Raw genomic sequence first — 25,547 nt, forward strand, 5'->3', positions numbered from 1 at the left:
TCTTTTTTATGCGCAATGTAATTTGAATAATAAACTCTGTCTTTATAAACTAGATTTTGTCATGTCAACCTAACCTAGTTATTTTCACCAAATTGAGCAAAAACATTGCTATATAATATTCCCTGTTGTATTTTAGTTGCTGCTAAAAAATATTACTTTATAAAAGTTAAAATTTTATAATTGCTGATATAAAGTCAAGAAAAATATCCTTTAAGCCTTGATATTCAAGCTTAAAACAGGTATACTATCTTTTGTGTGTCTAGGGCTTTTTCTGCCCTAAAAGCACATTTTGTTGTAAAGCGTTGATACAAAAGGTTGCGGCACACCAGGCTGCATTGCCACAGAGGTAGTGCCGGGAATTTTTGTGGAAGCTAGTCATCTTTTAAAGAAGACGTTGAGGAGGTAATTTAATGGCAAGTCAATCAATTCGTATCAGACTTAAGTCATACGAACATGGTATTCTCGATGAATCAGCTGCTAAAATTGTAGCTACTGCTAAGAGAACCGGAGCTGAAATTTCAGGTCCTGTTCCACTGCCAACAGAAAGGGTATTGTTTACTGTTTTACGTTCACCACATAAGAACAAAGATTCACGTGAACAATTTGAAATTCGTACGCATAAGCGTTTAATCGATATTTTAAATCCAACACCTAAGACTGTTGACTCTTTAATGAAGCTTGATTTACCAAGCGGTGTTGACATCGAAATTAAACTTTAATTTTTAAAAGAAAGAGGTGTAATCATGACCAAAGGAATCTTAGGAAGAAAAGTTGGTATGACCCAAATCTTCACTAAAGATGGTATCCTTGTGCCTGTAACTGTTGTTGAAGCAACTCCTAACGTTGTTATGCAAGTTAAGACAGTTGAATCTGACGGCTACGAAGCAATTCAATTAGGATACCAAGACAAGCGTGAAGTTTTGAGCAACAAACCAGAAAAAGGTCATGCTGCAAAAGCAAAGACTTCGCCTAAGCGCTTCATACGTGAAATCCGCGGAGTTGAGCTTAAGGACTACGAAGTCGGCTCAGAAGTTACTGTGGACACATTTAAGGAAGGTGACGTAGTTGACGTCACTGGTACTACAAGAGGTCATGGATACCAAGGTAACATTAAACGTTGGGGCCAATCACGTGGACCAGAAACTCACGGTTCAAGATATCACAGAATTCCTGGTTCAATGGGTTCCATCATCAACCGTGTTCCTAAGGGCAAACGCCTGCCAGGACACATGGGAATGAAGAAAGTTACCATTGAAAACTTAGTAATTGAAAAAGTTGTAGCAGATAAGAATGTATTATTAATCAAGGGTAATGTACCTGGTGCTAAGAATTCATTGCTTACTGTTAGATCTGCTGTAAAGACTAATAAATAGGAAGGAGGACTAGAATGGCTAATTTAAAAGTTATCGATCAAAAAGGCAAAGACGCTGGTGAAGTTACTTTAAATGATGATGTATTTGGTATTAAGCCAAATGAAAGCGTAGTTTTTGACGCAATTATCAGACAGAGAGCTGGCAGACGTCAAGGTACCTCAAAGGTCAAAAATAGATCCGCTGTTCGCGGCGGTGGTAAGAAGCCTTGGAAACAAAAGGGTACAGGACGTGCTCGTCAAGGCTCTATCCGTTCCCCACAATGGCGTGGCGGTGGTGTAGTTTTCGGACCAACTCCACGTTCTTACGCATACTCAATGCCAAGAAAGCAACGGCGCTTGGCTATCAAGTCTGTTCTTTCCCAAAAATTGATTGATGAAGATTTAGTAGTTTTAGATCAACTGACAATGTCAGCTCCTAAGACCAAAGAATTCAAGTCAATCTTGGACGGCTTAAAAGTTGAAGGCAAAGTTTTAGTTGTTTCTGATGATAAGAATGTTCAATATTCAGCTAGAAACTTGCCAAACGTTAAGGTAATCACTGCTAATGGCTTGAATGTTGAAGATGTTGTTAATTATGACAAATTGGTTTTGACTAAAGAAGCTATTGAAAAGATTGAAAAGAATGTTGAGGGGGCTTCAGCGAAATGAGTGCACATGATATCATTTTAAGACCTGTCATTACTGAAAAGTCAACGAACTTAATGGATGATAAGAAGTACACTTTCAACGTGCTTTTAACTGCAACCAAGACTCAAGTTCGTGATGCTGTTGAAGAAATTTTTGATGTTAAGGTTAAAAAAGTTAATATCATGAATGTTCGTGGTAAGGATAAGCGTGTTGGCCGTTATTCAGGCAAAACCGCTCGTACCCGTAAGGCAATAGTTACCTTAACTGAAGATTCAAACGATATCAAAATTTTCAAAGACGATAGCAACAATAAAGAAGAAAATAAGTAATAGGAGGTCAGTCAATTGGCTATTAAAATTTATAAGCCAACCACAAATGGTCGCCGTAATATGACTACTTCTGACTTTGCTGAAATTACTAAGAGCAAACCAGAACGTACCCTACTTGAGTCACAATCACATACTGCAGGTCGTAACTCTTATGGTCATATTACAAGTAGACACCGTGGCGGTGGACATAAGCAAAAATACCGTATCATCGATTTTAAGCGTAATAAAGACAATGCTAAAGCTGTAGTTAAGGCTATCGAATACGATCCAAACAGAACTGCTAATATTGCACTTCTTCACTACACTGACGGTATTAAAGCTTATATCCTGGCACCAAAAGGTTTAACAGTCGGCGATGTGGTTGAATCTGGTGCTAACGCAGATATTAAACCAGGAAATGCTTTGCCTTTAAAGAACATTCCAACTGGTACTTCAATTCATAATATTGAATTAAGACCTGGCAAAGGCGGTCAGCTTGTTAGAAGTGCTGGAGCCAGCGCTCAAGTTTTGGGTAATGATGGTAAGTACACATTAGTTAAATTACAAAGTGGTGAGGTTCGCAAGATTTTATCAGTTTGTCGTGCAACTATCGGTGTCGTAGGTAATGAACAACATTCATTAATCCAATTAGGTAAAGCTGGACGCAGTCGCTGGTTGGGTAGACGCCCACAGTCTCGTGGTTCCGTAATGAACCCTAACGATCACCCACATGGTGGTGGTGAAGGTAAGGCTCCTGTAGGTCGTCCACAACCGATGACTCCATGGGGCAAGAAAGCTCGTGGTATTAAGACTAGAAATAGTAAGAGAGCCAGCGAGAAATTGATTGTTCGTCACCGTAAGGGTAGCAAATAATAGAAGGAGGGTAATTTAATGAGCCGTAGTATTAAAAAAGGGCCTTTTGCTGATGCATCTTTATTAAAGAAAGTTGATGCACAAGCAGACACAGATAAAAAACAGGTTATTAAAACTTGGTCACGTCGTTCAACTATTTTTCCTTCTTTTGTTGGTTTGACTATAGCTGTTTACGATGGTAGAAAGCATGTTCCAGTATACATTACTGAGGACATGGTTGGTCATAAGTTAGGTGAATTTGTTCCAACGAGAACTTTCCGCGGACACAAGACATCTGACGACAAGGCTACTTCAAAATAGAGAAAGGAGAAACACTTAAATGGCAGAACAAGTTAGTTCAGCTAGGGCAGAGGCAAGAACAGTTCGTATTGCTCCAAGAAAAGCACGTTTAGTCGTTGATTTGATTCGTGGCAAAGACGTAGCTGAAGCATTGGCAATCTTGCAATTTACGCCTAGAGCTGCTTCCCCAATCGTTGAAAAAGTTTTACGCTCAGCAATTGCAAATGCAGAACACAATTACGATCTTGAAAGTGCTAATCTTTATGTGTCTGAAGCATACGTAAACGAGGGAGCTACTTTAAAGAGATTTAGACCACGTGCCAAGGGTATGGCTTCTCCGATTAACAAGAGAACTAGTCATGTAGTTGTAGTAGTGTCAGAAAAGAACGATTAAGGGAGGTATATTAATGGGTCAGAAAATTAACCCAAATGGTTTTCGTCTCGGCGTGATACGTGACTGGGAATCTAAATGGTATGCTGACAGAGGATACAAAGAAACCTTAAATGAAGACCTGCGCATCAGAAAATTCATTGATAAGAAATTAAAGAATGCCTCTGTTTCTACTGTTGAAATTGAACGTGCAGCCAATAGAATCAACGTATCAATCAATACTTCTAAACCAGGTATGGTGATTGGTAAAGGTGGTTCTGAAGTTGAAGCACTGAGAAGAGAATTAAATGCTTTGACTAAAAAGCAGGTTCACGTTAATATTGTTGAAATTAAGAAGCCAGATCTTGATGCTAAATTGGTAGCTGAAAGTATTGCTAGTCAACTTGAAGCTCGTATTGCTTTTAGACGTGCTACGCGTCAAGCAACTCAAAGAACAATGCGTGCCGGTGCTAAAGGAATCAGAGTACAAACTTCTGGTCGTTTAAATGGTGCTGACATGGCAAGAAGAGAATGGCATACAGAAGGCCGTGTTCCATTACAAACTTTAAGAGCTGATATTGATTATGCTTGGGTAAATGCTTACACCACCTATGGTGAAATTGGCGTTCAAGTATGGATTAACCGGGGTGAAATCTTACCTTCTAAAAGTAAGAAGCCCGAAAAAGCTGCGAAGGGAGGAAACAAATAATGCCTCTAGTACCAAAAAGGGTAAAACACCGTCGTGAGTTTCGTGGTAAAATGCGTGGTGCCGCTAAGGGTGGTAAAACTATCGCTTTTGGTGAATATGGATTAGAAGCCCTTGAATCCCACTGGATTACTACTCAACAAATTGAAGCTGCTCGTGTTGCGATGACTCGTTATATGAAGCGTGGCGGTAAAGTTTGGATTAGAATTTTCCCTCAAAAGTCTTACACTGCTAAAGGTGTTGGTGTACGTATGGGTTCTGGTAAAGGTGCACCAGCAGGCTGGGTAGCTGTAGTCAAGAGAGAAAAGATCATGTTTGAAATTGGTGGCGTTAACGAAGCAACTGCTCGTGAAGCTTTGAGACTTGCTGCAACTAAGCTTCCAATTAAATGTAAGTTCGTGTCTAGAAGTTCGGAAGTAGGTGGCAATTCTAATGAAGGCTAAGGAAATCAGAGCATTAACCACTGATCAAATGTTAGACAAAGAAAAGCAATACAAAGAAGAACTCTTTAATTTGCGTTTTCAACAAGCAACGGGTCAATTAGAAAATACCGCTCGCCTAAGCAAAGTCCGTAAAAATATTGCTAGAATTAAAACAATTCTTAGTGAAAAAGCATTGGAAAAAGATTAGTGGAAGGGAGTTATTAACTTGAGCGAATCAATCGAAAGAAATCATCGTCACGTATATCAAGGCCAAGTAATTTCTGATAAGAATGACAAAACTATCACTGTAGTTGTTGATACTTATAAGAATCACCCTGTTTACAAGAAGCGTATCAGATATTCAAAGAAATACTACGCACAAGATGATAAAAATGAAGCTAAAGTTGGCGATACTGTTCGTATCATGGAAACTCGTCCATTATCTCGTACAAAGCGCTTTCGTTTAGTTAAAATTGTTAAAAAATCTGTTTAATTTTGCGGATTTAGTGAGGGGAGGATTATATAGTGATTCAAAATGAATCCCGTTTGAAGGTTGCTGATAACTCAGGTGCCAGAGAACTTTTAGTTATTAGAGTCTTAGGTGGATCAAGACGTAAGACTGGTAACATTGGTGATATTGTGGTAGCAACTGTTAAACAAGCAACACCAGGTGGCGTTGTCAAAAAAGGTGACGTTGTCAAGGCCGTCATTGTTAGAACAAAATCAGGCGCCCGTCGTGAAGATGGTTCATACATCAAGTTTGATGAAAATGCTGGAGTAGTTATCAATGCAGATAAGAGCCCACGCGGTACTCGTATCTTTGGGCCTGTTGCACGTGAGCTGCGTGAGCACGACTTTATGAAAATCGTCTCTCTTGCTCCTGAAGTCTTATAATAAGTGAGGTGCACTGATGTTTGTTAAAACTGGTGACAAAGTAAAAGTTATTGCCGGAAAAGACAAAGGTAAAGAAGGCATTGTTTTATCTGTTAATGTTAAAAAGAACCGTGTGGTTGTTAAAGGCGTTAATAAGATTAAGAAACACCAAAAGCCTTCACAGACTAATGCTAATGGTGGTGTAGTTGAATCAGAAGGTTCAATTCACGCATCAAACGTTAAAGTCATTGCAAAGTCTGAAGGCAAAGCAAATGATAATAAAGAAGAAACTAAGAAGTAGAAGGGAGGACACAAATGGCAAATTATTTAGCTCAAGAATATAAAGAAAAAATTGTTCCTGCATTGCAAGAAAAGTTTGATTACAGCTCAGTTATGCAAGTACCAAAGATTGAGAAAATCGTTTTGAACATGGGTGTTGGTGATGCTGTTTCCAACGCTAAAAACTTAGACGAAGCTGTTGAAGAATTAACTTTAATTTCAGGTCAAAAGCCTTTGGTAACAAAAGCCAAAAAGTCAATCGCTAACTTCCGCTTGCGTGAAGGTATGTCTATCGGTGCTAAGGTTACACTTAGAGGAGATAGAATGTATGACTTCTTGTATAAGTTAATCAGTGTTTCACTTCCTCGTGTTCGCGACTTCCGCGGTGTTTCAAGCCGTTCATTTGATGGTCGTGGTAACTACACTTTAGGTATTAAGGAACAATTAATTTTCCCAGAAATTGACTTTGATAAAGTTAATAGAACCAGGGGTTTAGATGTTGTTATCGTTACTACTGCCAATACAGATGAGGAAGCTAGAGAACTTCTAAGTCAATTTGGTATGCCGTTTGCAAAATAATGGAGGACATTAATGGCTAAGACATCACAAAAAATTAGAAATCATCGTCCTGCTAAATTTTCTTCACGTGAATACACTCGTTGCGAGAGATGTGGTCGTCCACGCTCTGTTTATCGTAAGTTTGGCTTATGCCGTATTTGCTTGAAAGATTTAGCTCACAAAGGTCAAATTCCTGGCCTTAAAAAGGCTAGTTGGTAATACGGATAGGAGGATAGCATAAATGGTCATGACAGATCCGATCGCAGATTACTTGACTAGAATTAGAAATGCTAATATGGCAAAACATAATTCAGTTGAAGTTCCTGCATCAAATATTAAAAAATCTATTTCAGAAATTTTGAAACGCGAAGGCTTCATCCGTGATTACGAAGTTACCGATGACAACAAGCAAGGTATGATTAAGATTTTCCTGAAATATGGTCCTGACGGAGAACGTGTCATTTCAGGCTTAAAGCGAATTTCTAAGCCAGGTCTTAGAACTTACGTAAGCGCTGAAAATTTACCTAAGGTACTTAATGGCTTAGGTATTGCCATCGTTTCTACTTCTGCTGGTGTAATTACCGACAAGGAAGCAAGACAAAAAGATGTTGGTGGCGAAGTTATCGCCTATGTATGGTAATTCTGACAGAAAGGAGAACAATCAATGAGCCGTATCGGTTTAAAAACAATTGAAGTCCCAGATAGTGTCACTGTTACCAAGAAGGGTGACAATATCACTGTTAAAGGACCTAAAGGTGAATTAACCAGATATTTCGATCCAAAAATCACTTTTAAACAAGAAGATGGTAAAATTAACTTCTCACGTTCTAGTGAAAGCGACAAAGCTCTTCATGGTACCGAGAGAGCTAATTTAGCCTCTATGGTTGAAGGTGTGGTTGATGGATATAAGAAAACTTTAAAGTTAATCGGTGTTGGTTACCGTGCAACAGCACAAGGTAATAAACTCACTTTAAATGTTGGTTACTCACACCCAGTTGTAATGACTGCACCAGAAGGTGTTTCAGTGAAAGCTACTTCAGCTACAGACATTGAAGTAGAAGGAATTTCTAAGCAAAATGTTGGACAATTTGCTGCTGAAATTCGCGATGTACGTCCACCAGAGCCTTACAAAGGTAAAGGTATTCGTTATACTGACGAATATGTACGTCGTAAGGAAGGTAAGACAGGTAAATAGAAAATAATTTTTGAGGTGAAATTGTGATTTCAAAACCAGATAAGAACAAATTGCGCTTAAAGCGTCACAAACGTATTCGTAGCAAAATTTCTGGTACTGCTGAGCGCCCACGCTTAAGCGTTTTCCGTTCAAACAAAAACATCTACGCTCAATTAATTGATGACGTAGCGGGTGTAACGCTAGCAAGTGCCTCAACTTTAGATGATGCTGTAGCTAAGGATCAGACTAAAGTAGAACAAGCTCAAGCTGTTGGCAAGAATATTGCTGAAGCAGCGAAAGCTAAAAACATTACTAGTGTAGTGTTTGACAGAAGTGGTTATTTATACCACGGCCGTATTTCAGCTTTGGCAGATGCCGCTCGTGAAAACGGATTAGAGTTCTAGGAAAGGAGATAAATACATGGCAAACCGCAACGATTCTCGCAATAATCGCAGAAATAAGGACGACATCGAAGATCAGTTAGTAGCAATTAATCGTGTCACCAAGGTTGTCAAGGGTGGTCAACGAATGAGATTTGCTGCCTTGGTAATCGTTGGCGACAAAAAAGGTCGTGTAGGCTTTGGTACTGGTAAAGCTCAAGAAGTTCCAGAAGCAATCCGTAAGGCCGTTGAAGCTGGTAAAAAGAACATGATCAAAGTTCCTAAGGTTGGCACTACTATTCCTCATGAAGTAATTGGTCATTATGGCTCAGGTAATATTATGATTAAACCTGCTCCAGCTGGTTCTGGTGTTGCTGCTGGTGGTGCCGTTCGTATCGTTATGGATATGGCTGGTATTGCTGATGTTACTTCCAAGTCACTTGGTTCTAATACTCCAATTAATGTTGTTCGTGCAACAATAGATGGTTTGAAGAAACTTAGAACAAGTGAAGACGTTGAAAAGCTTCGTCACGCTGAATTAGATTAGGGAGACAGGATAAATGACTGAATTAAAAGTTACTTTAATTAGAAGTGCTGCACACCGTCTGCCTAACCAAAGAAAAGTTGTGAAAGCTCTTGGTTTAGGTAGAATTAACAGTACAACTACTTTACCAGACAATGCTGCAACTCGTGGTGCATTGATGAAAATTGCCCACTTGATTTCAGTTGAAGAAATTAATAATTAGTTAATTGAGGAGGTGCCAAATTAATGAAGCTTCATGAATTACATGCTGCTGAAGGTTCACGCAATACTAGAAAACGTGTTGGTCGTGGTACTTCAAGTGGTTTTGGAAAAACTTCTGGCCGTGGCCAAAAGGGACAATTGTCTCGCCAAGGCGGTCATACCCGTTTAGGCTTTGAAGGTGGTCAAATGCCATTATTCAGAACTATGCCAAAGCGTGGATTTAAGAACGTTAACCGCAAAGAGTATGCAATCATTAACTTAGATGATTTAAACAAGTTTGAGGATGGTAACGAAGTTACAGTTGCTAGTCTTAAAGAAAAAGGTTTGGTAAAGAAAGAATTATCAGGCGTTAAGTTGCTTGCAAAAGGTGAGTTAAAAGTTAAGTTAAACGTCAAGATTAACAAAGTTTCCGCCGCTGCGAAGAAAGCAGTTGAAGATGCTGGCGGATCTGTTGAGGTGATCTAATGTTTTCGACCTTGAAGAACGCCTTTAAGGATAAAGAAATTAGAAATAAAATATATTTCACACTCTTTATTCTTTTGATTTACCGAATTGGAGCTAATATCACTGTTCCAGGTGTCAACGCAAAAGCGATTACTCAAGTTGCACAAACTGGTTTGGTCCCAATGCTGGATACTGTTTCTGGTGGTGGACTTGATAACTATTCAATATTCTCTTTAGGTGTTTCACCTTACATTACTGCACAAATTGTTATTCAACTTTTACAAATGGACATAGTTCCGACGTTGGTAGAATGGGGTAAACAAGGAGAAGTAGGACGCCGTAAGACTAATAACGTAACCCGTGTACTTGCATTGTTTGTGGCATTCATCCAAAGTATTGGTATCACGCTTGGTTTCAATGCTTTGACTGAGATGGGGTTAGTCAAGTCACAGACTTGGCAATCTTACTTTGAGATTGCAATTGTAATGACTGCCGGAACAATGTTGCTAACCTGGTTAGGTGATGAAATCACTGATAAGGGTCTGGGCAATGGAGTTTCTGTTATTATTTTTGCAGGTATTATTGCTAGGCTACCGCGAGGACTGTGGCAGCTTTATAAAGAAGACGTTATTAACAACAGTGCGAGTGATCGTTGGCAAGGGATTTTGTTCTTCATCGCGATTATCATTGCAATACTTATCGTAACGCAAGTAGTTACATGGGTAGAACAGGCAGATCGCCGAATTCCAATACAATATACAAGAAGAGCAACTATTAGTGGCTCTGAAAGTTTTTTGCCATTGAAAGTTAATGTTTCTGGTGTTATTCCAGTTATTTTTGCTAGTTCTTTCATCATCACACCGGCAACAATTTTAATGGCTTTCCAAAAGTCTCAAGGCGACCAGCAGTGGTACAAGATAATGACTAATATCTTTAGTATGCAAACTACACCTGGGGTTATAATTTATACTGTTTTAATAATTCTGTTCACATTCTTCTATGCTTTTGTTCAGGTTAACCCTGAGAAGCTGGCTAAGAATTTGCAGAAGCAGGGCGCTTATATCCCAAGTGTTTGGCCGGGTAAAGATACACAAGATTATGTTTCTAAGGTATTGATAAGATTATCAACAGTAGGATCTGTATTTTTAGGCCTTGTAGCTTTATTACCACAACTTGCTACTAATTTTTGGGATTTACCAAGTTCAATTGGATTAGGCGGTACCAGTCTTTTAATTGTTATTGGTGTCGTCTTGGAACTATCTCGTCAAATTAACGGATTGTTAATGAAGAGAGAATACGTTGGATTCATCAGATAGGGACGGATAAATGATTAATATATTTCTTTTAGGTTTGCCTGGTGCGGGCAAAGGTACGGTATCAGAACAAATTGTCGATAAATATCATCTAACTCATATTTCAACTGGGGATATGTTTAGAGAAGCAATGGCTAATGAGACTAAAGTTGGTCTTGAAGCTAAAAGTTACATTGATAAAGGTGATTTGGTACCGGACGAAGTTACTGCCAAATTAGTTGAAGAACGTATAGGGCAACCTGATATTAAAGAGGGTTACATCTTAGATGGTTTTCCACGGACTATTGTTCAGGCGGAACTTTTTGAAGATATTGCTAAACGCGTCAATAAACAATTAACAAACGTAATTTCACTAGAAGTTAAAGAAGAAACTTTAGTAAAACGTTTGTCAGCACGCTTTATGTGCAAAAATTGTGGTGCTACTTATAATAAGATTACAAAAATGCCCCAAGTTAAAGGGACTTGTGATCGTTGTGGCAGTCATGACTTTTATCAACGTGAAGATGACAAGCCTGAAGTAGTAAAAAATCGTTTAGAAGTAAATGAAAAGATGAATACACCGCTAAAGGACTTTTACCAGAAAAAAGGTTTGTTAACTGTTGTTGATGGTGAACAAACCCCTGAAGAAGTTTTCAAGAATGTTGATGCGGTTTTAAGTAAAAAGCAATAATTTGTATATTTACTTTTCCGTGTTATAATTTCAAAGTATGACTGTTTAAATGCGGAGGAACGGCTTTGGCAAAAGATGATGTCATAGAAGTAAAAGGTAAGGTTGTTGATACCTTGCCTAATGCTATGTTTAAAGTTGAATTGGAAAATGGAGCAGTGATTTTAGCACATGTTTCCGGTAAGATTAGAATGCATTATATTCGAATTTTACCTGGAGACCGTGTTACAGTTGAACTTTCTCCTTATGATTTAACTAAAGGTAGAATAACTTATCGATTTATAAAGTAATAACGGAGGGAAACATGAAGGTTAGACCATCTGTTAAACCAATGTGTGAACATTGTAAGATAATTAAAAGAAATGGTCGTGTAATGGTTATTTGCTCTGCAAATCCAAAGCACAAGCAACGTCAAGGTTAGAAAAATAGGAGGTGCAATTTATGGCACGTATTGCTGGTGTTGACTTACCAAGAGATAAAAGAATAGTTGTTGCATTAACTTATATTTATGGTATTGGTGAACCAACAGCACAAAAGATTTGTGCGGATGCTGGTGTTTCTGAAGACATACGTTCAAAAGATTTGACTCCAGATGACCAAGAGAAGCTTCGTGCAGAAGTTGATAAATACCGTGTTGAAGGTGACTTACGTAGAGAAGTCAGCATGAACATTAAGCGGTTAATTGATATTGGTTCATATCGTGGTATTCGCCACCGTCGTGGACTTCCAGTTCGTGGTCAAAATACCAAGAATAATGCTCGTACACGTAAGGGTAGTAAAAAGAATAAATAAAAATTTTAAGGAGGTTTATTGATGCCTAAAACAGCACGTAAACGCCGTGTGAAGAAGCACGTTGAAAAAGGCGTTGCTCATATCCATTCTACGTTTAACAATACTTTAGTCATGATTACTGACGTTCAAGGCAATGCAATTGCTTGGTCTTCAGCTGGTGCATTAGGCTTTAAAGGTAGTCGTAAGTCTACACCATTTGCGGCACAAATGGCAGCCGAAGCAGCAGCTAAGAGCGCAATGGATCAAGGCATGAAACATGTTGAAGTTTCTGTTAAAGGTCCGGGTGCTGGCCGTGAATCTGCTATTAGATCGCTACAAGCGACTGGGCTTGAAATCACCGCAATTCGTGATGTTACCCCAGTTCCTCACAATGGTTCTAGACCACCAAAACGTCGTCGTGTTTAATTTTGTTCTTAATGAAGGACATTGCGTTTTGAAAGGGGCCTAGTAATGATTGAATTTGAAAAACCAAATATTACCGTTGTGGACCAAGAAAAGTCGTATGGTAAATTTGTTATTGAACCACTTGAACGAGGCTTTGGTACTACTTTAGGTAACTCATTACGTAGAGTTTTACTGACATCTATCCCAGGTACAGGACTTGTTTACGTTCAAATAGATGATGTCTTACACGAATTCTCAACCGTTCCAGGCGTAAGAGAAGATGTCGCTAAGATAATCCTGAACCTTAAGAAACTTGAATTAAAGTCTTTTTCAGATGAACAAAAAATTATTGAAATTGACGTAGAGGGTCCGGCTACTGTAACCGCCGATGATCTCAAAGCTGACGCTGATATTCAAATCCTGAATCCTGACCAATATATTTGTACTATTGCTGATGGTGGTCATTTGCATATGCAAATTGCTGTTCAAAATGGCCGTGGCTACGTTGCAGCAAGTGACAACAAGAGTGAGGATATGCCAATTGGGGTTATTCCGGTTGATTCTTTGTTTTCCCCAATAAAGAAAGTTAATTACCAAGTTGAATCAACTCGTGTTGGTAAAAGAGACGATTTTGATAAGCTCACCTTAGAGATTTGGACAGATGGTTCAATCAAGCCTAACGATGCCCTCAGTTTCGCTGCTAAAATTTTAGTCGCACACTTTAAAGTGTTTGAAACTGCTGATGCAAATACTAAATTCAATGATGTGATGGTTGAAAAAGAGGACGATACGGCAGAAAAGAAGCTTGAAATGACAATTGAAGAGCTTGATCTTTCTGTTCGTTCATACAATTGTCTTAAACGTGCCGGAATTAATACACTGCAAGAACTGACTGATAAGACAGAAGCAGATATGATGCGTGTACGCAATTTAGGACGGAAATCGTTGGAAGAAGTTAAAAACAAGTTAGCTGACTTGGGACTATCACTTCGTCAAGAAGATTAATTTCGAAAAATAAAGGAGGTAAACTGATGGCATACCGTAAATTGGGACGAGACAGTGCACATAGAAAAGCAATGTTAAGAGAAATGACTACTCAATTGATCATGAATGAACGCATTACTACTACTGAAACACGTGCTAAAGAAGTTCGCAAGACTGCCGAAAAGATGATCACTTTAGGTAAGCGTGGAGATTTAGCCGCAAGAAGAAGAGCCGCTGCTTTTATTCGTGATGAAGTTGCAGATATTCATGAAGAAAAAGATGCAGTAGTTGTTAAATCAGCTTTACAGAAGCTTTTTAGCGATGTGGCACCTCGTTACAAAGACAGAAATGGTGGTTACACCAGAATTATGAAGCTTGCTACTGCCCGTAAAGGTGATGCAGCTCCAATGGTTATTTTAGAATTAGTTTAATTCGAATAATCTAAACTTAATAGCTATTAAGAATTATCCGTGAGAGTGAGAATAAGCGTTAAGATGATGACGAAAGTTTAGTCTAGCTTAGATGAAGTAATTTATCCCTCCTCATGGATGATTTTTTTTGCTTTAGATTTTAGTTAATAGACAGTGTGCAAATAAAACTTAATTGACTTTTACTTCATATTCAGTTTTAATACTTTAATTTAGTGAGGCAAAATGAATTACACTGCTACAAACAAAGTAAAAATCACTTAATTAAAAGCTACTCCTTTTGATATTGCTAAAATTTATTAAAAAAAAGCCAGATAGTAATGATAAAAATAGAAAGATTGCAAACATGGTTCAGAAATCATAATATTTTTGGTACAATTGAATCAGACTTTTTAGGATGGTGAGAGTATGACAACTGACAGTATTATCAAAATAAAAAATGTAAGCTTTACGTATCCAGAGTCAGAAACTCCCGCTATAGACAACATTAGTCTTGATATTAAACGGGGTTCATGGACATCAATTATTGGCCATAATGGCAGTGGCAAGTCGACAATTATCCGCCTGATTAATGGTTTACTGGTACCTGATGAAAAAGGAAAACCGGAGATTGAAGTTGATGGCTTAAAATTAAATGATGATACGGTTTGGGAAGTTCGAAACAAAGTTGGAATTGTCTTTCAAAATCCTGACAATCAATTTGTGGGAGCTACAGTGGCTGATGATGTCGCATTTGGCCTAGAGAATCGCGGTGTTTCTCACTCTGAAATGGTAAAGGTTGTTCCTGAAGCAATTAAAGCAGTGGGGATGAGCGAATACATCAATGCTGAACCAGCAAATCTTTCAGGAGGACAAAAACAAAGAGTAGCAATTGCTGGGATACTGGCTATTAAACCTAAGATTATTGTGCTGGATGAAGCTACGTCAATGCTTGATCCAGAAGGTAGAGACCAAATATTATCAATAGTGCAAGCGATGAAGAATAAATATGACTTGACAGTAATCTCAATTACGCATGATATTGATGAAGCTAATATGGCTGACCAGGTTTTGGTAATGAATGATGGTAAATTAATTACTAAGGGCAGTACTAAAGATGTCTTTAGTCAAGTTGATCTGTTGAAAAAGTTGGGCTTGGATGTACCATTTTATGAGCAAGTCAAAGCAAAGTTACTGGCTGACTCTGTTAAAATTCCAGCTAGTATAGATTCAGAAAAAGAGTTGATCAATTACTTATGTCAATTAAATTCGAAAATGTAAGTTACATTTATTCTCCAGAAACACCACTTGAAAAAAAAGGTTTAGACAATGTTTCTTTTAAGCTGCAAGATGGTTCTTTTAATGCAATAATTGGTCATACTGGTAGTGGTAAATCGACACTTATGCAACATTTTAATGCTCTAATTAGACCTACATCTGGGAAAATAGAAATAGCTGGCACAACTATCACACCAGAAACTACCAATAAAAATTTAAAAGAATTGAGAAGACATGTTAGTCTGGTTTTTCAATTTCCAGAAGCACAGCTATTTGAAAATACAGTAATAGATGATATTGCTTTTGGACCTAAAAACTTTGGTTATGATAATGAAAAAGCTCTTGCAAGTGCCAGGTTTTGGCTAAAAAAAGTTGGTTTACCTGAAGAGATTGGTAAACGATCACCTTTTGAGTTATCTGGCGGACAAATGAGAAGGGTAGCGATAGCTGGTGTTATGGCTTATGAGCCAGATATTCTCTGTTTAGATGAACCAGCCGCTGGTCTTGATCCTGAAGCACGTAAACAAATGATGGCACTTTTTTCTGAATATCAAAAAGAAGGGCATACTGTAATCTTAGTTACTCATAATATGGATGATGTAGCCAATTATGCTGAAAATGTTTTGGTCATGGAACATGGCAAAATGATTAAACAAGCTGCACCAAGAGACATTTTTAAAGATCGTAATTGGTTACAAGAGCATCATTTAGAAGAGCCTAAGTCTTCCTTGTTTGCAACTAAATTGCAAAACTATCAGTTTGCAAAATTACCATTAACTATAGCTGACTTGGTAAAAGATATAGAAACCAATTTAAAGGGGTGAGAATGTGAGTAAAATCTTAATTGGCCGGTATGTAGCTGGTGACTCGATAATTTATCGTATGGATCCAAGAGGAAAATTACTAGCAACTATTATTTTTATTTTATTCGTATTTTTAGCCAATAATCCAGTTTCTTACCTAATTGTAACTATTTTTAGTATAGCTGCTGTAGCTGCCACTAAACTAAAACCAAAAGTCTTTTGGGATGGAGTTAAACCCCTAATTTGGTTAATTTTGTTCACGTCCTTTTTGCAGTTGTTTTTCTCAGTTGGTGGAACTGTCTATTGGCAGTGGACAATTTTTGCATTGTCTAGTTATGGTATAACCAATGCTATTTATATTTTTATCCGCTTTACAGTGATCATCTTAATTTCTACAGTAATGACTGTTACAACTAAACCACTTGAAATTGCTGATGCTATCGAATGGCTATTGAAACCATTAAAAATAGTTCATGTTCCGGTCGATAAGATCGCTCTGATAATGTCAATAGCTTTACGATTTGTACCAACTTTATTTGATGAAACTTTAAAAATTATGAATGCCCAACGTTCACGAGGTGCAGATTTTAATAATGGCGGGCTAGTTACCAGGGCAAAGGCGATTACCCCTCTCCTGGTTCCACTATTTATTAATTCGTTAGAAACAGCAATTGATTTATCAACTGCGATGGAATCACGTGGTTATCGTGGAGATCAAGGTAGGACAAAATTTAGAATCTTAAAATGGTCCAATGTTGATCTTATTAACTTGTGTTATTTCATTTTACTATTAGGGCTTTTATTAATATTTAGGACACATTAATGACAACAAGATATAAAATGACGGTTGCTTATGACGGACACCTTTTCCATGGCTTCCAGTATCAACCTCGTCAAAGAACTGTGCAAGGAACGATTGAAGCCGCCTTATCTAAAATGACTAAGGGCAAGAATGTGGTTGTTGAGGGTTCAGGACGTACAGATGCAGGAGTTCATGCATTGGGGCAGGTAATTCATTTCGACTATCCTGATAAAGAAATTCCGCCAGAAAGAATGATTTGTGCTTTAAATTCGCTGATGCCGCTAGACATTGTTTTTAAAAAATGTGACATCGTAGATGAAAAATTTCATGTGCGGTATAGCGCTAAAGGTAAGTGGTATCGCTATCGCGTTAGTTTAGACAGATTTGTCGATCCCTTTAAGCGCCTATATACGGGGCACTATCCTTACCCAGTTGATGTGGAAAAAATGAAAAGGGCAGCCTTTGATTTACTGGGAACGCACGATTTTACCAGCTTTGCAGCTAGTGGCGGGCAAATTAAGAACAAGGTTCGCACGATGTTTTATGTAAATATCCAAAAAGATAAGCAGAATAATGAAATTGTCTTTGATTTTATTTGTTCAGGCTTTCTTTATAATATGGTCCGCATTTTGGTAGCAATGTTGTTAGAAATTGGTAGAGGCAAACGCCCTGTCAATGATATTCCCCGGGTAATAATGGCACAGGATCGGGAGCAGGTAAGAGAAACTGCTCAGGCAAGTGGGTTATTCTTATATCATGTTTTTTATGATGATATACCTAAAAAATATAGGCTCGACAGGGAATAATATTGACTTTTTAGTTGAAAAGAATTATTATATTAAAGTATGTTTGTCCACGATAGGCCCCGGAATCTTATTGTTTTCAAACAACGTATAAACGGAGGAAATTAAATTGCGTACTACACAATTAGCGAAACCTAATGAAATTGAACGTAAGTGGTATGTTATTGACGCAACAGATGTATCTTTAGGTCGTCTGTCAACTGCAGTAGCAACTATTTTAAGAGGTAAGAATAAGCCTCAATATACACCAAACGTTGACACTGGTGATAACGTCATTATAATTAATGCCGCTAAACTAAAGTTAACAGGTAAGAAAGCTACTGACAAGATTTACTACCATCACTCTGATTACCGTGGTGGCATAAAGGCCACTCCAGCTGGAGACTTGCTGGCTAATAATCCAGTTAGATTAGTTGAATTGTCAGTTAAGGGTATGCTTCCTAAAAACACTCTTGGTCACCAAGAATTTATGAAGATGCATGTTTATGCTGGTGCTGATCACAAGCACGAAGCACAAAAGCCTGAAGAATTAGACATTAACAAATTAATCTAGGAGGATAAATAATGGCACAACAAGTTGCATATGCAGGTACTGGTCGGCGCAAGAATTCTGTTGCACGTGTTCGTTTAGTACCAGGTAGCGGCAAGATTACCGCTAATAATAAAGATATTGATCAATACATTCCTTTTCCTAATTTAGTTAAGGATTTGAAGCAACCATTGACTTTGACTGAAACTGAAAATCAATATGATGTTAAGGTTAATGTCAATGGCGGAGGTTTCTCAGGTCAAGCTGGAGCTATTCGTTTAGGAATTGCTCGTGCTCTTCTTGAAGTAGATCCTGATTTTCGTGGTCCACTGAAGAAGGCAGGTTTCTTAACTCGTGATCCAAGAATGGTTGAACGTAAGAAACCAGGTCTTAAGAAGGCTCGTAAGGCTTCACAATTTAGTAAACGTTAATCAACACGATTATATCAAGGTTTCAAAACACTTCATGGTTCACACCATGGAGTGTTTTTTTGGTACTTTTTAGCTAAATTCACACACTTTCACATCAATACTTTAAAAAAGCAATATGTTGTTTGACTTTGGTAATCCTAATTTGAAGTAGTTTAATGGTTATATATATGATGTTGCAATCTTAGTGAGGTATAAAATGGGTTCCAAACCGGTAATAGATGTGCTAAATTTAAGTAAGCGGTACGCAGATTTTCAACTACAAATTAACAATTTAAAAATAAATGAAGGAAGTATTGTTGGTTTAGTTGGTGAAAATGGGTCAGGTAAGTCAACTTTTTTGAATTTACTATTAAATCAAATAAAAAGTGAAATAGGCAATGTAAAAATTTTTGGTTTAGATTATGTTAAAGATGAATACCAGATAAAACTTAACTTAGGTGTAATTTTGGAGCAAAATTATTTTCCAAACTCATTTACTGTTCAACAAATTGAAAAAATGCTAGAAAAAATTTATTCCCGGTGGGATAAAAAACTCTATCACAATTTAATTGATGAGTTTGATTTGCCTACCAATAAGCCTATTAGTAATTTTTCAAGAGGGATGCTTGTTAAATTAAATTTTGCTGCCACCCTTTCTCATCATCCTAGACTCTTAATTGCTGATGAAGCAACCAGTGGGCTTGATCCAATTATAAGGAAAGAAATCTTGTCTTTGCTAAAAGAATATGTAAGCGATAATCAAATGACGGTATTATTGTCTTCACATATCTTAAGCGATTTAGAACAAGTTGCTGACTATTTTGTTTTTATTAAAAATGGCAATATTTTATTAAAGGGTGGCCGGAGCGAATTGCTTAACCACTATACGATTAAAACCGAAATAACAAGCTTGCCATTGAAAAACATCAAATATAAATTATGCCAAGATAACTTGGTTCAATATCTAGTTGATGTATCACAAGAAAGTGTTGATTATAAAGATTATGCTTCATTAGAAGAAATATTGCTATTTTTAGTAAAAGGAGTGAGGATGGATGAAGGGACTTCTCTATAAGGATTTGCAACTTATTTTAAATAAGGTAAGTTTAATAGGTAGATTGCTAATTATTTTAGTACTGCTTTTGGTGACAATTTTTTGTAGAGAGTCTGGAACGATTTTTCTTTCAATCATTGGACCGATTGGTTTAGCATCAATACCAACTAGTCTATTAGTTGCTGACCAAGAAAATGGATGGAACAGATTTGTCGGTGTTTTCCCTATTCCTAAAAAAAACATAGTTTTGGCTAGATACATTTTTTGTATTTCTTTAATTCTATTTATTAGCTTTATAACTTTAATTTTAAGCATTGGCACTGCTCTGATTTTCCAACAATTTAGTCTGCAAATCCATGTATTGATAGCGATAGTTGGCTTATTGATTGGTATCATGTATGTAGTTCTCTTACTTCCAGCAGTTTATGCTTTCGGTACGTTTGGTAGCACAATCGTAAATATACTGGTCTTAGTCCTTATCATGGGAGTGATTTATATTTTGCAGAAAACGACTTGGGGTCTATTGTTTATCACTTGGATTAGTAATACTAATTCTTTACTATTAGTAATCGCAAGCTGTATCTTAATTGCATTAATATCAATCGTTTCAATGATAATTTCAACAAAAGTATATTCCAACACATTTAAGTAGTTAGGAGCTTGAACTATTATGAGTAAAAAAATATATCATCAAATAGCTGTTGCTTTAGCAATAGTTTCAATTGTACTTGCAGTCGGGATACTGATCTGGGGAGAAAGAGGGACTGCTTTTATTGCAATTATTCCAGCTGTAATTGCAGATTTAATGGAACGGAAGGTAAAGAAAGTAAAATAATTAACTGGGAGTGTCCTACAAGATTGTAACCAAAGTAAGTTATTGAGTGGTATGAGTTGCTTGTATTTATAAGCTCAGTTCATATATTTTGGAAGTAAATTCACACCATTCAGATGAAGTTAGTTGAAATTTATTGAAACAGTGTTTTCAGAAAAGTGTGGGAATACCTGATATTAAAAGCTTTTTGAAATTTAGTCAAATAAATGTTATTCAAACTAGGTCTTAAGAAAGCGCTAATTATTTATTTTTAACGAATTACACCATTTATTATAAAAATTTAAGGCACCAACATAAGTTCGGTACCTTTTGTTTAGATTAGATAGGATTAAAGTAGAATTATGACAAAAACTGAATTAACCCGTTTTCGCATTAAAAAAGGAAAAGAAGCGAAGGCACAGGAATGGATGGACTTTTTAAATGAACATCATCAAGATACTGTAGCAACAATGGCGGGAGAAAGAATGTATATTGAGACTGTATTTAAAGAGGAGTGTGCGGATGGTTACACATACTTTTATTGTTATTCTATGCAAGGAGAAGGGGGAAATGCAGTCGAAGATTCGGATAGTTATATTGATCAAAAACACTTAGAATATTGGGACGAGTGTATAGATACTGCATATAGGCCAGTGGATATGAAAGTGATGGAAAAACTAGTAGCACCTAAAATCAAATGTATTATAGATGCTGATTAAATAAAAAATCTAATAAGGTGTAGTTATTTGAATAAAAGAAAGGCAAAAAACGTCAGATATTATCTGGCGTTTTTTAATGTTGCAATTATTTATTCATATCTTAAAGCAGTGATGGGATCTAATTTTGCTGCTCGTTTGGCAGGCAGTGTTCCTGCTAAAAAGGTAATTATACAGATGATGCCAATAATTAGTAAGCTACTAGTCCAGTTGAACTGAATTAAGGTAAAACCATCCAGCCCTTTTAAGAATGACTTAGCAGCAAAATTGTTTATGGCACTACCTAAGCCCATTGCCAGTAATAATCCCAATGAAGAGCCAAACAAACCAATTAAGATCGCTTCGCAGCTGAAGATGGAAAATACTTTACCTTTGCTAAGCCCTAATGCCTTCATAAGACCAATTTCTTTTGTACGATCTCTCACTGACATGTACAGGGTATTAATTACTCCAAAGCAGGCAGCTACTAATGCGATAGCTCCAAAAACAATTAAAACCCCAGTAACTGCGTTGAATGTTAGGAAAAGTTCATTGACTGCTTCCTTAAGAGTCATACCGGAATATCCTTTTTTAGTTAAATTATCCTCAACTTTCTTAATGCTGCTGGCACTCTTGTTAACAGGAGTAGCAATAACACTAACATACTTATCTTTTAATGCATGCGGAAGACCTTTTTGGTTGGCGGCAATTATTTTTTGCCCTAAGCCATTACTGTAAATAGCAAAACCTTTTGATACTATACTATCGTTTCTGACTCCAACAACCGTAGCAGATATTTTTGTTTTTTTCCTGGTAACGGGTGATTTTGTCACTAAAGTAACTTTTTTATCGAGTGCATCTTGAGCATTTTTGAAGCCATAAGATTTAACCATTGGTTTAGTGATTAAAATCTGGGCCTTTTTTCCGCTAGTTGCAACCTGGTGACCAACTTTCAGGTCGTAATTGATTCCTTCCGTTATTTGCGCAATTATAAGATATTTAGTTTTATTAGGGCCTTGGACATAGTCAACATCACAGTCCTTTAGCGCTTTAAAATCTTTTAAGCCTTTAACTGATTTGATTTTTTTAACGTCGTTTTTGTCCATCATACCATCAGCGTTTTGACTGCTCTTCTTGGTATTATATTTTTGAGGTTCATTCGTATCTTGACTGGAACTCCCAGGCAAAATTGACATTTGCTCAGTTTTACCAACATTGCCGACTTGCTTTTTCAAATAATCATTAACACCATTATTAATACCCATAGTAATGGCAATAGTTAGGGAACCAATAAAAACAGCAATAATGGTTAGGAATGTCCTTCCTTTATTGTGCCATAAGTTTGTAGCCGCCGAGTTAAGAATATCATGAAATCTCATTGCTGTGTTCCTCCTACCACTTGACCATCTTTAATCTGAATCTGACGTTCACACTTTTTGGCTAAATCCGGATCGTGGGTAACAATTATTAAAGTGATATTTTTTTCTTGATGTAATTTAAATAAAATATTTTCAATATTCTCGCTGGTAGCTGAATCCAAATTTCCTGTCGGCTCATCAGCAAAAATGATTTGGGGATCATTGACTAAAGCACGTGCAATACAGACCCGTTGCTTTTGTCCCCCTGATAGAGCACTGGCCTTATTTTTGACTTTACTTTCTAATCCAACTGCCTTGATTGCTGCTAGAGCTTTTGTACGGCGCTCTCTGCCTGTGACTCCAGCTATTTTTAGAGGGAGCATGACATTTTCCAATACGCTGTCTTGAGCGTTTAAGAAAAACTGTTGAAAAACAAAACCAAATGTTTGATTGCGCAGCTTATTTAATGCTTTATTCTTAATTTTACTTGTGGGTTCATTATTTAAAAAGACGCTGCCAGTAGTGGGGTGGTCAAGAAGTGCCAGGATGTGCATCAAGGTAGACTTACCCGAACCACTTTTGCCAATGATAGCCACCGAATCACCTTTGTTAATCTGTAAATTTATTCCACGTAAGGCATCAAACATAGTTGCACCTTTGCCATAGGTGCGAGTTACACCACGAGTTTCAAGTAAACTCATAGATTTTCCTTCTTTCTTTGTATTGCTGTAATATATATATAACACACCATGACTAAAAAAAGGCAAATATTTTTTTAAAATAATTTCAGATTAGGCAAACCAGGGTTCCATAACTTTTATCTCTGGTTTTTCAAAATCAATTTGTGTTAACGCGCCGTATGGCAGAGCAGCACGGGGATAAGCATGTCCAATATTTACATTATATAAAATTGGTGTATTAAAGGTAGCAGTCTCTTCCAGTAAGACTTTTTTATACTCAGAAAAATATTTTTTATCCTGCGGTTTACCAACTAAAATAGCTCGCACATTGTCTAAAATACCAACTTCAGCCAGTTTAGCTACTTCTTTACGATAAAATTCAGGAGCTGGTTTTTCTTCGCATGTTTCTATAAATAATATTTTATCTTGAGCTTCTTCCTCTGTAAGCATGAGATGATATTGACTGGCGATAGGCGGTTCGTCTTCATAACGATTAGGGACTAAGTCATCGTAAAGGCTATCAATACAACCACCCCATAGTCTTCCCAGAATTTTTCCGTGACCGCGTAGCACCTCATAACCAGTATCTTGGTGGTTTATCCTTTTTTTGCCAACTTGGCTGATTGAATAATCAGTTCTTTCTTCATACCAGGTTTCACTAGCAGGAATGATGGTTGCAGGTGAATTTTCAAAATAATGATTTAAAGTTTTTTTGGTGTAAGGTAAAAGTTCGTTTTCTAGCTCTGCAAAATCAGTTAAAAAGCTTGGACCATAAAAAGTTTGCATTCCTAACCTGTAAAACATTAAATGATTATTCGTGGTATCAGAAAAACCACTAAACAACTTGGGATGCTCAAAAACAGCAGTTTTAAATTCCTGATCTGCCATTAAATAAGGCAGTGTCTTGTAGGTATCATCCCCACCAATTGCGGCAATGATTCCTTTGATATCTGGTTCTAAAAATGCTGCTTTTAAATCGGCAGCGCGTTCAGCAGGATGACTTTTGATGTATTTAATACCGCTGAGAGCATGGGGCATAAAAACAGGCTGTAAACCAAGTTGCTTCATGTGCTTAATTCCTTGTTTAAGTTCATGAGAAGCAAAATTCTCTCCCAGAGTACCAGCTGATAAACTGACTATTGCTATCTCATCTCCAACCTGTAAATGTTGTGGTTTCATTAACATAGATTGAACCTCCATTATTAAAAGTAGTTATTAGTTTTTAATCTTACTATAAAAACTTGGCCTAGAAAACCTTAGTGAGTATTTAAAGAACAAGTAAGAAATTATGTTTGATAAGTTAGAGAATGTAAGAACAAAGGAAAAAATTCAGTGAAACTTTTAATAATTGCTTGAAAGCATTTTGATTAAGCTCTACAATATTATATATAATATAATAATGAAGGAAATAATTATGACGATAGTAATTCCAAATCGTCTTCTGGATGGAGTTGTCTTAGCTTTTATTAAAGAAAACAGTGGTTATAGTCGTGGAATAACAAACTGGGCTAAAGCAACTTTTGGTATTCTGAGTCTGCCATCTATCCTGTCTTGAAAAGATTAGGGGAAAACAATTTCTTATTAGTTGGTACCAGGCTTTTTCAGGGAAGAAGCAGGAATTACTATCAAATTACTGCTTCAGGTAAAGCAGAATTAAAAACAATTAAAAAAGAGTGGTACAGTTTTAGCACTAAGATAAATCAAATTATGGGAGAAGAAAATGAATAAAGTTACTGATAATTATATTTTGCAGTTAAAGCAAAATCTTGTTAATTTGCCTAGTTCTGATATGCAAGATGTTGTGGAATTTTATCAGGAGTTTTTACTGGACGGCAATTACCATAATGATTCAGAGATAATTGCTGAGTTAGGGACTCCCAAGCAATTAGCACGCAAAATTATGGCGGACTATTCAGTTTCAATACCTGAAAGAGAAGAGGCACACAAAACCAGCTCCAAGTCTAACTTAAAAACCATTTGGGTTATTTTATTGGGAGTTCTGGCTGCACCCATCGGCATACCATTAGCATTAGCAGCAGTAATAGTTATGGTAGCAGTATTGATTGCATTGGCCGCAATCTTTATTGCTTTAGCTATCATTATTACCTCTTTATTCATCGCTGGTGCTTTTATATTGATTAGATCGTTTGGACTGCTTTTTGGTGGCTACTGGGCTTCAGGCTTTTTCTATGTTGGAGGAGGTTTGGTTTTAACATGTATCAGCTTAATGCTATTCCCAGTAATTATGAAGTTTATTCGCTTCCTAACTGCAGAATGTGCTGCTTTTTTTCAACACATTGGCCGGAAAATTTTCAAGCAGCGTTACTATAAAACCAATGTTTAGATGAGTGAGGAGGATTGGATTAA

At 37.0% G+C, this 25,547-nt stretch carries 45 protein-coding genes; 42 read left to right on the plus strand and 3 right to left on the minus strand.

From position 1 onward, the window contains the following. The first annotated feature begins 410 nt into the window (after positions 1–410). The 39 genes from rpsJ (at position 411) to ACFQ32_RS06730 (ending at position 21,166) form a co-directional block, all read left to right on the plus strand. On the plus strand, positions 411–719 hold the full coding sequence (rpsJ, locus tag ACFQ32_RS06540; RefSeq protein ID WP_045928455.1) for a 30S ribosomal protein S10: 309 nt from the start codon (positions 411–413) through the stop codon (positions 717–719). A 24-nt stretch (positions 720–743) separates the two neighbouring features. Further along, on the plus strand, positions 744–1,373 hold the full coding sequence (gene rplC / locus ACFQ32_RS06545; RefSeq protein ID WP_046325357.1) for a 50S ribosomal protein L3: 630 nt from the start codon (positions 744–746) through the stop codon (positions 1,371–1,373). A 14-nt stretch (positions 1,374–1,387) separates the two neighbouring features. Beyond that, on the plus strand, positions 1,388–2,020 hold the full coding sequence (rplD, locus tag ACFQ32_RS06550; RefSeq protein WP_046325356.1) for a 50S ribosomal protein L4: 633 nt from the start codon (positions 1,388–1,390) through the stop codon (positions 2,018–2,020). Continuing rightward, the gene (gene rplW / locus ACFQ32_RS06555; RefSeq protein ID WP_046325355.1) at positions 2,017–2,328 is read left to right on the plus strand and encodes a 50S ribosomal protein L23; all 312 of its coding nucleotides are present in this window, start codon (positions 2,017–2,019) and stop codon (positions 2,326–2,328) included. Before rplD ends, rplW begins: the two co-directional genes overlap by 4 nt. 15 nt (positions 2,329–2,343) lie before the next feature. Then, positions 2,344–3,180 carry a 50S ribosomal protein L2 gene (gene rplB / locus ACFQ32_RS06560; RefSeq protein ID WP_034980459.1) on the plus strand — a complete coding sequence of 279 codons (837 nt, stop codon included), beginning with the start codon at positions 2,344–2,346 and terminating at the stop codon, positions 3,178–3,180. A gap of 18 nt (positions 3,181–3,198) precedes the next feature. Further along, a complete protein-coding gene (gene rpsS, locus ACFQ32_RS06565; RefSeq protein WP_038523755.1) occupies positions 3,199–3,480 on the plus strand; it encodes a 30S ribosomal protein S19 in 282 nt (93 codons plus the stop codon). Between the two features lie 19 nt (positions 3,481–3,499). Beyond that, the gene (gene rplV / locus ACFQ32_RS06570) at positions 3,500–3,853 is read left to right on the plus strand and encodes a 50S ribosomal protein L22 (protein WP_034980453.1); all 354 of its coding nucleotides are present in this window, start codon (positions 3,500–3,502) and stop codon (positions 3,851–3,853) included. 13 nt (positions 3,854–3,866) lie between these two features. After that, complete coding sequence (gene rpsC, locus ACFQ32_RS06575; protein WP_046325354.1) at positions 3,867–4,538, plus strand: 30S ribosomal protein S3; 672 nt, start codon at positions 3,867–3,869, stop codon at positions 4,536–4,538. Further along, entirely contained in the window at positions 4,538–4,978 is a 441-nt protein-coding gene (rplP, locus tag ACFQ32_RS06580; protein ID WP_046325353.1) for a 50S ribosomal protein L16, read from the plus strand. Before rpsC ends, rplP begins: the two co-directional genes overlap by 1 nt. Then, positions 4,968–5,165, plus strand: a complete 198-nt coding sequence (gene rpmC, locus ACFQ32_RS06585) for a 50S ribosomal protein L29 (RefSeq protein WP_046325352.1) — start codon at positions 4,968–4,970, stop codon at positions 5,163–5,165. The genes rplP and rpmC overlap by 11 nt, the downstream gene beginning before the upstream one ends. 18 nt (positions 5,166–5,183) lie before the next feature. Further along, positions 5,184–5,450 carry a 30S ribosomal protein S17 gene (gene rpsQ, locus ACFQ32_RS06590; RefSeq protein ID WP_034980439.1) on the plus strand — a complete coding sequence of 89 codons (267 nt, stop codon included), beginning with the start codon at positions 5,184–5,186 and terminating at the stop codon, positions 5,448–5,450. A gap of 32 nt (positions 5,451–5,482) precedes the next feature. Further along, positions 5,483–5,851, plus strand: coding sequence for a 50S ribosomal protein L14 (gene rplN / locus ACFQ32_RS06595; RefSeq protein ID WP_034980437.1), 369 nt, complete (start codon positions 5,483–5,485; stop codon positions 5,849–5,851). A gap of 16 nt (positions 5,852–5,867) precedes the next feature. After that, entirely contained in the window at positions 5,868–6,131 is a 264-nt protein-coding gene (gene rplX / locus ACFQ32_RS06600; protein ID WP_046325351.1) for a 50S ribosomal protein L24, read from the plus strand. Positions 6,132–6,145: 14 nt separating this feature from the next. After that, positions 6,146–6,688 (plus strand): 50S ribosomal protein L5, encoded by a 543-nt coding sequence (gene rplE, locus ACFQ32_RS06605; RefSeq protein ID WP_046325350.1) that lies wholly within the window; start codon positions 6,146–6,148, stop codon positions 6,686–6,688. Between the two features lie 12 nt (positions 6,689–6,700). Beyond that, positions 6,701–6,886, plus strand: a complete 186-nt coding sequence (locus ACFQ32_RS06610) for a type Z 30S ribosomal protein S14 (protein WP_034980430.1) — start codon at positions 6,701–6,703, stop codon at positions 6,884–6,886. Positions 6,887–6,908: 22 nt separating this feature from the next. Then, entirely contained in the window at positions 6,909–7,307 is a 399-nt protein-coding gene (rpsH, locus tag ACFQ32_RS06615; RefSeq protein WP_046325349.1) for a 30S ribosomal protein S8, read from the plus strand. A gap of 24 nt (positions 7,308–7,331) precedes the next feature. Further along, a complete protein-coding gene (rplF, locus tag ACFQ32_RS06620; protein WP_034980425.1) occupies positions 7,332–7,862 on the plus strand; it encodes a 50S ribosomal protein L6 in 531 nt (176 codons plus the stop codon). Between the two features lie 23 nt (positions 7,863–7,885). Further along, positions 7,886–8,245 (plus strand): 50S ribosomal protein L18, encoded by a 360-nt coding sequence (gene rplR / locus ACFQ32_RS06625; RefSeq protein WP_046325348.1) that lies wholly within the window; start codon positions 7,886–7,888, stop codon positions 8,243–8,245. A 16-nt stretch (positions 8,246–8,261) separates the two neighbouring features. Continuing rightward, complete coding sequence (gene rpsE / locus ACFQ32_RS06630) at positions 8,262–8,768, plus strand: 30S ribosomal protein S5 (RefSeq protein ID WP_046325347.1); 507 nt, start codon at positions 8,262–8,264, stop codon at positions 8,766–8,768. A gap of 13 nt (positions 8,769–8,781) precedes the next feature. Then, positions 8,782–8,967, plus strand: a complete 186-nt coding sequence (gene rpmD / locus ACFQ32_RS06635) for a 50S ribosomal protein L30 (RefSeq protein ID WP_046325346.1) — start codon at positions 8,782–8,784, stop codon at positions 8,965–8,967. A 23-nt stretch (positions 8,968–8,990) separates the two neighbouring features. Beyond that, positions 8,991–9,431 (plus strand): 50S ribosomal protein L15, encoded by a 441-nt coding sequence (gene rplO / locus ACFQ32_RS06640; RefSeq protein WP_046325345.1) that lies wholly within the window; start codon positions 8,991–8,993, stop codon positions 9,429–9,431. Beyond that, a complete protein-coding gene (gene secY / locus ACFQ32_RS06645) occupies positions 9,431–10,726 on the plus strand; it encodes a preprotein translocase subunit SecY (protein ID WP_110446428.1) in 1,296 nt (431 codons plus the stop codon). Before rplO ends, secY begins: the two co-directional genes overlap by 1 nt. 10 nt (positions 10,727–10,736) lie before the next feature. Further along, positions 10,737–11,393: an adenylate kinase gene (locus ACFQ32_RS06650; RefSeq protein WP_046325343.1), complete on the plus strand. Its 657-nt coding sequence runs from the start codon at positions 10,737–10,739 to the stop codon at positions 11,391–11,393. Between the two features lie 65 nt (positions 11,394–11,458). Beyond that, positions 11,459–11,680 (plus strand): translation initiation factor IF-1, encoded by a 222-nt coding sequence (gene infA / locus ACFQ32_RS06655; protein ID WP_034980408.1) that lies wholly within the window; start codon positions 11,459–11,461, stop codon positions 11,678–11,680. 14 nt (positions 11,681–11,694) lie between these two features. Beyond that, positions 11,695–11,811, plus strand: a complete 117-nt coding sequence (gene rpmJ / locus ACFQ32_RS06660; RefSeq protein ID WP_006729432.1) for a 50S ribosomal protein L36 — start codon at positions 11,695–11,697, stop codon at positions 11,809–11,811. Between the two features lie 20 nt (positions 11,812–11,831). Beyond that, positions 11,832–12,182: a 30S ribosomal protein S13 gene (gene rpsM / locus ACFQ32_RS06665; RefSeq protein WP_034980405.1), complete on the plus strand. Its 351-nt coding sequence runs from the start codon at positions 11,832–11,834 to the stop codon at positions 12,180–12,182. 21 nt (positions 12,183–12,203) lie between these two features. Continuing rightward, complete coding sequence (gene rpsK, locus ACFQ32_RS06670) at positions 12,204–12,587, plus strand: 30S ribosomal protein S11 (RefSeq protein ID WP_034980403.1); 384 nt, start codon at positions 12,204–12,206, stop codon at positions 12,585–12,587. A 45-nt stretch (positions 12,588–12,632) separates the two neighbouring features. Beyond that, positions 12,633–13,571, plus strand: coding sequence for a DNA-directed RNA polymerase subunit alpha (locus ACFQ32_RS06675; protein WP_046325342.1), 939 nt, complete (start codon positions 12,633–12,635; stop codon positions 13,569–13,571). 26 nt (positions 13,572–13,597) lie between these two features. Continuing rightward, on the plus strand, positions 13,598–13,981 hold the full coding sequence (rplQ, locus tag ACFQ32_RS06680; protein ID WP_046325341.1) for a 50S ribosomal protein L17: 384 nt from the start codon (positions 13,598–13,600) through the stop codon (positions 13,979–13,981). Between the two features lie 405 nt (positions 13,982–14,386). After that, entirely contained in the window at positions 14,387–15,238 is an 852-nt protein-coding gene (locus tag ACFQ32_RS06685) for an energy-coupling factor transporter ATPase (RefSeq protein ID WP_046325340.1), read from the plus strand. Then, positions 15,214–16,059 carry an energy-coupling factor transporter ATPase gene (locus ACFQ32_RS06690; protein WP_046325339.1) on the plus strand — a complete coding sequence of 282 codons (846 nt, stop codon included), beginning with the start codon at positions 15,214–15,216 and terminating at the stop codon, positions 16,057–16,059. The genes ACFQ32_RS06685 and ACFQ32_RS06690 overlap by 25 nt, the downstream gene beginning before the upstream one ends. 4 nt (positions 16,060–16,063) lie before the next feature. Beyond that, on the plus strand, positions 16,064–16,861 hold the full coding sequence (locus tag ACFQ32_RS06695; RefSeq protein ID WP_046325338.1) for an energy-coupling factor transporter transmembrane component T family protein: 798 nt from the start codon (positions 16,064–16,066) through the stop codon (positions 16,859–16,861). Next, complete coding sequence (gene truA / locus ACFQ32_RS06700) at positions 16,861–17,646, plus strand: tRNA pseudouridine(38-40) synthase TruA (protein ID WP_046325336.1); 786 nt, start codon at positions 16,861–16,863, stop codon at positions 17,644–17,646. Before ACFQ32_RS06695 ends, truA begins: the two co-directional genes overlap by 1 nt. A 106-nt stretch (positions 17,647–17,752) precedes the next feature. After that, positions 17,753–18,196 (plus strand): 50S ribosomal protein L13, encoded by a 444-nt coding sequence (rplM, locus tag ACFQ32_RS06705; RefSeq protein WP_045928442.1) that lies wholly within the window; start codon positions 17,753–17,755, stop codon positions 18,194–18,196. Positions 18,197–18,207: 11 nt separating this feature from the next. Continuing rightward, positions 18,208–18,603 carry a 30S ribosomal protein S9 gene (gene rpsI / locus ACFQ32_RS06710; RefSeq protein WP_034980394.1) on the plus strand — a complete coding sequence of 132 codons (396 nt, stop codon included), beginning with the start codon at positions 18,208–18,210 and terminating at the stop codon, positions 18,601–18,603. Positions 18,604–18,799: 196 nt separating this feature from the next. After that, positions 18,800–19,657 (plus strand): ABC transporter ATP-binding protein, encoded by an 858-nt coding sequence (locus ACFQ32_RS06715; RefSeq protein WP_046325333.1) that lies wholly within the window; start codon positions 18,800–18,802, stop codon positions 19,655–19,657. Then, positions 19,638–20,288 (plus strand): ABC-2 transporter permease, encoded by a 651-nt coding sequence (locus tag ACFQ32_RS06720; protein ID WP_046325331.1) that lies wholly within the window; start codon positions 19,638–19,640, stop codon positions 20,286–20,288. The genes ACFQ32_RS06715 and ACFQ32_RS06720 overlap by 20 nt, the downstream gene beginning before the upstream one ends. 18 nt (positions 20,289–20,306) lie before the next feature. Next, positions 20,307–20,471 carry a hypothetical protein gene (locus tag ACFQ32_RS06725; RefSeq protein ID WP_158593820.1) on the plus strand — a complete coding sequence of 55 codons (165 nt, stop codon included), beginning with the start codon at positions 20,307–20,309 and terminating at the stop codon, positions 20,469–20,471. Between the two features lie 338 nt (positions 20,472–20,809). Continuing rightward, a complete protein-coding gene (locus tag ACFQ32_RS06730; RefSeq protein ID WP_046325329.1) occupies positions 20,810–21,166 on the plus strand; it encodes a DUF6176 family protein in 357 nt (118 codons plus the stop codon). 89 nt (positions 21,167–21,255) lie between these two features. On the opposite strand, the gene ACFQ32_RS06735 is transcribed toward ACFQ32_RS06730, so the two are convergent. The 3 genes from ACFQ32_RS06735 to ACFQ32_RS06745 form a co-directional block, all read right to left on the minus strand. Further along, positions 21,256–22,521 carry an ABC transporter permease gene (locus ACFQ32_RS06735; RefSeq protein WP_046325328.1) on the minus strand — a complete coding sequence of 422 codons (1,266 nt, stop codon included), beginning with the start codon at positions 22,519–22,521 and terminating at the stop codon, positions 21,256–21,258. Continuing rightward, the gene (locus ACFQ32_RS06740) at positions 22,518–23,201 is read right to left on the minus strand and encodes an ABC transporter ATP-binding protein (RefSeq protein WP_046325327.1); all 684 of its coding nucleotides are present in this window, start codon (positions 23,199–23,201) and stop codon (positions 22,518–22,520) included. Before ACFQ32_RS06740 ends, ACFQ32_RS06735 begins: the two co-directional genes overlap by 4 nt. A 90-nt stretch (positions 23,202–23,291) precedes the next feature. Then, on the minus strand, positions 23,292–24,365 hold the full coding sequence (locus ACFQ32_RS06745) for a S66 family peptidase (protein ID WP_046325326.1): 1,074 nt from the start codon (positions 24,363–24,365) through the stop codon (positions 23,292–23,294). A gap of 229 nt (positions 24,366–24,594) precedes the next feature. Here ACFQ32_RS06745 and ACFQ32_RS06750 point away from each other — a divergent pair, with 229 nt between their 5' ends. Genes ACFQ32_RS06750 through ACFQ32_RS06760 form a run of 3 tightly spaced genes read left to right on the plus strand, consistent with a single transcriptional unit; the run spans position 24,595 to position 25,524 of the window. Next, entirely contained in the window at positions 24,595–24,735 is a 141-nt protein-coding gene (locus ACFQ32_RS06750) for a hypothetical protein (RefSeq protein WP_167334247.1), read from the plus strand. Next, entirely contained in the window at positions 24,732–24,908 is a 177-nt protein-coding gene (locus ACFQ32_RS06755) for a hypothetical protein (RefSeq protein WP_167334246.1), read from the plus strand. The genes ACFQ32_RS06750 and ACFQ32_RS06755 overlap by 4 nt, the downstream gene beginning before the upstream one ends. Further along, complete coding sequence (locus tag ACFQ32_RS06760; protein ID WP_046325325.1) at positions 24,901–25,524, plus strand: DUF1700 domain-containing protein; 624 nt, start codon at positions 24,901–24,903, stop codon at positions 25,522–25,524. The genes ACFQ32_RS06755 and ACFQ32_RS06760 overlap by 8 nt, the downstream gene beginning before the upstream one ends. The last annotated feature ends 23 nt before the right edge of the window (positions 25,525–25,547 follow it).

This window comes from Lactobacillus melliventris (assembly GCF_042679465.1).
Taxonomy (GTDB): domain Bacteria; phylum Bacillota; class Bacilli; order Lactobacillales; family Lactobacillaceae; genus Lactobacillus; species Lactobacillus melliventris.